3 protein-coding genes are annotated in these 3,133 nt (G+C 51.3%); 1 reads left to right on the forward strand and 2 read right to left on the reverse strand.

Annotation, left to right across the window (positions count from 1 at the left end; translation table 11 throughout):
• The first annotated feature begins 76 nt into the window (after positions 1–76).
• Positions 77–1,474, forward strand: coding sequence for a catalase (locus ACXLDX_RS03670; RefSeq protein ID WP_457575839.1), 1,398 nt, complete (start codon positions 77–79; stop codon positions 1,472–1,474).
• 28 nt (positions 1,475–1,502) lie between these two features.
• Here the strand turns inward: ACXLDX_RS03670 and ACXLDX_RS03675 are convergent, their stop codons facing one another.
• Together ACXLDX_RS03675 and ACXLDX_RS03680 are read right to left on the reverse strand one after the other, a co-directional pair.
• The gene (locus tag ACXLDX_RS03675; protein WP_457575837.1) at positions 1,503–2,159 is read right to left on the reverse strand and encodes a hypothetical protein; all 657 of its coding nucleotides are present in this window, start codon (positions 2,157–2,159) and stop codon (positions 1,503–1,505) included.
• A gap of 47 nt (positions 2,160–2,206) precedes the next feature.
• A partial coding sequence (locus ACXLDX_RS03680) for an autotransporter outer membrane beta-barrel domain-containing protein (protein WP_457575838.1) occupies positions 2,207–3,133 on the reverse strand: 927 nt, incomplete at its 5' end.

Here is a 3,133-nt window from a genome sequence, read left to right on the forward strand (position 1 = left end):
CAGTGACAATAAATACAGCGAGAACAGGAAACTCACCACCAATGGCGGCGCACCCGTCGCCGATAACCAGAATGTAATGACCGCGGGCCCCCGTGGCCCCCAGCTGCTGCAGGATGTCTGGTTCCTGGAGAAACTGGCTCATTTTGACAGGGAAGTGATCCCGGAGAGAAGAATGCATGCGAAGGGATCGGGGGCGTACGGTGTTTTCACCGTCACCCATGATATTACCCGGTATACCAGGGCCGCGATTTTTTCTGAAATAGGCAAAAAGACAGAACTGTTTGCCCGTTTTTCCACCGTTGCAGGAGAGCGGGGAGCGGCAGACGCGGAACGTGACATCAGGGGATTCGCCCTGAAATTTTATACGGAAGAAGGCAACTGGGACCTGGTGGGCAACAATACGCCGGTATTCTTCCTGCGGGACCCGTTAAAATTCCCTGACCTGAATCACGCGGTCAAAAGAGATCCCCGAACCAATATGCGCAGCGCGAAAAACAACTGGGATTTCTGGACCCTTCTGCCGGAGGCCCTGCACCAGATCACCATCACCATGAGCGACAGGGGCATCCCTTGTTCCTATCGCCATATGCACGGTTTCGGCAGTCATACCTTCAGTTTTATAAACGATAAAAAAGAACGTTTCTGGGTAAAGTTTCATTTTGTCAGTCAGCAGGGTATCAAAAACCTCACCGATGAAGAGGCTGAAGCACTGATCGGCCGGGACAGGGAAAGCCATCAGAAGGATCTCTATGACAATATCGAAAAGGGTAATTTCCCGAAATGGAAGCTCTTCGTGCAGATCATGCCGGAAAAAGAGGCCGCCACCTGCCCCTATAACCCGTTTGACCTGACCAAGGTCTGGCTGAAGAAAGATTATCCGTTGACAGAGGTTGGGGTACTGGAATTAAACCGAAATCCGGAGAATTATTTTGCCGAGGTGGAGCAATCCGCGTTCAATCCCGCCAACGTGGTTCCGGGAATCGGTTTTTCCCCGGACAAGATGCTCCAGGGCCGCCTCTTTTCCTATGGTGACGCCCAGCGATACCGGTTGGGTGTCAATCATCACCTGATTCCGGTGAATGCGCCCCGCTGCCCCTTTCACAGTTACCACCGTGACGGCACCATGCGGGTAGACGGTAACCACGGGAGCAGACCCGGATATGAACCAAACAGTCATGACGAGTGGCAGGAGCAACCGGATTTCGCGGAACCTCCCCTTGACCTGGATGGCGCTGCGGGCCACTGGAATCACAGGGCCGATGATGATTATTTCACCCAGCCGGGCCTGCTTTTCAGACTGATGAGTCCAGAGCAGCAGCAGGTTCTCTTTGAAAACACCGCCCGCGCCATGGGGGATATTCCGGAATCAATCAAGATCAGGCATATAAAAAACTGTCTGCGGGCGGATCCGGCCTATGGCCAGGGTGTTGCTGATGCCCTGTCTATTTCCCTGGAAAATGTTGATATCGGTTAGGCTGACGGAACCACTGAGGTGCCCTGGCTCACAGGGCACCTGTAACCTTCTTATACCACCAGTTCTGCAGACGCCGATTGAACCGGCCTGAGGTATCTTCATCAAAGGCCGTATGCTCCCGCAGCAGTACTTTTTTTTCGCCATGAATAAAACTCCTGAGCCTGGAAAGCATTTTCTTCCTGGCCTCTTCCTCCGTAATTCCGCAATACTCCATTTTTTTCATTTCGCGCTCAGCTCTTCCTGCCAGCCTGGCGGCACCACGGGCCATCAGGGCAAAATGGATCTGTTCATGTTGAAGCACATAGGCGAAATGTTTGCGTTCCAGTTGCGGATTCCACCAGGAATCTTCAGGAAACATGACAGCATCAAACCGCAGAAAAAGAATCTCACCGCAATACTGCCGGCCACTGCTGTTTTCCGCAGGATAGATTCTGAACTGTGAGTTGACCGACGAACGGATGGAAAGGGTCGCGTGGGCATTGATCCGGCCCTTTTCGTGCACCAGTCTGGCGGGGAGTTTTTTTGCCCTGAAATCAGCACGTGTCAGCTTCCGATACAAAATAAAGGGGCCGGATGAAAGCTCATCGGCCCCTGTACTGATATATGGTGTCGCGAAGTCAGGAAGCCGGGTGCACCCTGCGGTGAAACAACAAAACAGCAGCAGGACTGCAGAAATTCCCTTCATCCCTTCCCTCCGGTACTGCTTTTTTTTACCCGGTCAGTTACGCTGCATTAAAACTCGAACCTCACCCCGGCGGAAACCATATGCAGACTTATATCATCAAGTGCGAGAATAGTGGAATAGTCAATAAAAGCCTGAATTCCTCCCGGAAATACTGCCGACAGCCCGGTACCGAAATTAATGAAATCACGATCCGGATCATCCGTTGGAATAACAATCCTGTTCAACGAATCATAGGCGTTGTCAACAACTGCAAACCGGGCATTGATATTACGCGAGTCATTTTCATATTCATGTTCCCAGTCCACACGGACATAAGGAGTCAAAACGGCTCTTGAGGTGTTAACGGCCCGAACCAGATGCACGCCAAGATTTGTTGCCAGGGATTTAATATCCTGATCATCCACCTCAAGAACAAGGCCGAAACCGGGTTCGGTACTGCTGCCCCTGAGACTTTCAGTATAACCGTCAATTGATGAATCAAGATATTTCACCTGACCAAAAGGCGTAATACTGAATCCGCCATAACTGAGGGTATAACCTGTACCGAGACTGACGGTAAAATCATCGGCATCGGTGTTGCCATCAAACACATGGTTGACTGTTGTTGTTCCACCGGTTTTTGCTGCAACACTGTACCGCATATTTCTGACCGTGTCATAGTCGCTGGTCGCATAACCGGCAATAAAATCCAGGTAAAACTCTTTTAAATAATACGTTCCGTACAGGGAAACCCCGAAGGCGTCCTGCTCCACATCGCCCCTGCCATTGTCAATTGTGGAATCTGTAACCCCGTAACTGACGGCAACTCCCATCACCAGGGCTTCGTTTATCCGGTAATCAACACCCGAAACAAGGCTCCAGGAATCAAAATCAAAACCGGGTTCCCTGGAAGTCGCATCCTTATCCCCGGTACCATACGCGGCTGTCAGAAAAACTCCCCACTTCCCGTAGTCAATGACCTGACTGAATCCACC

Source organism: Desulfomarina sp., assembly GCF_054039375.1.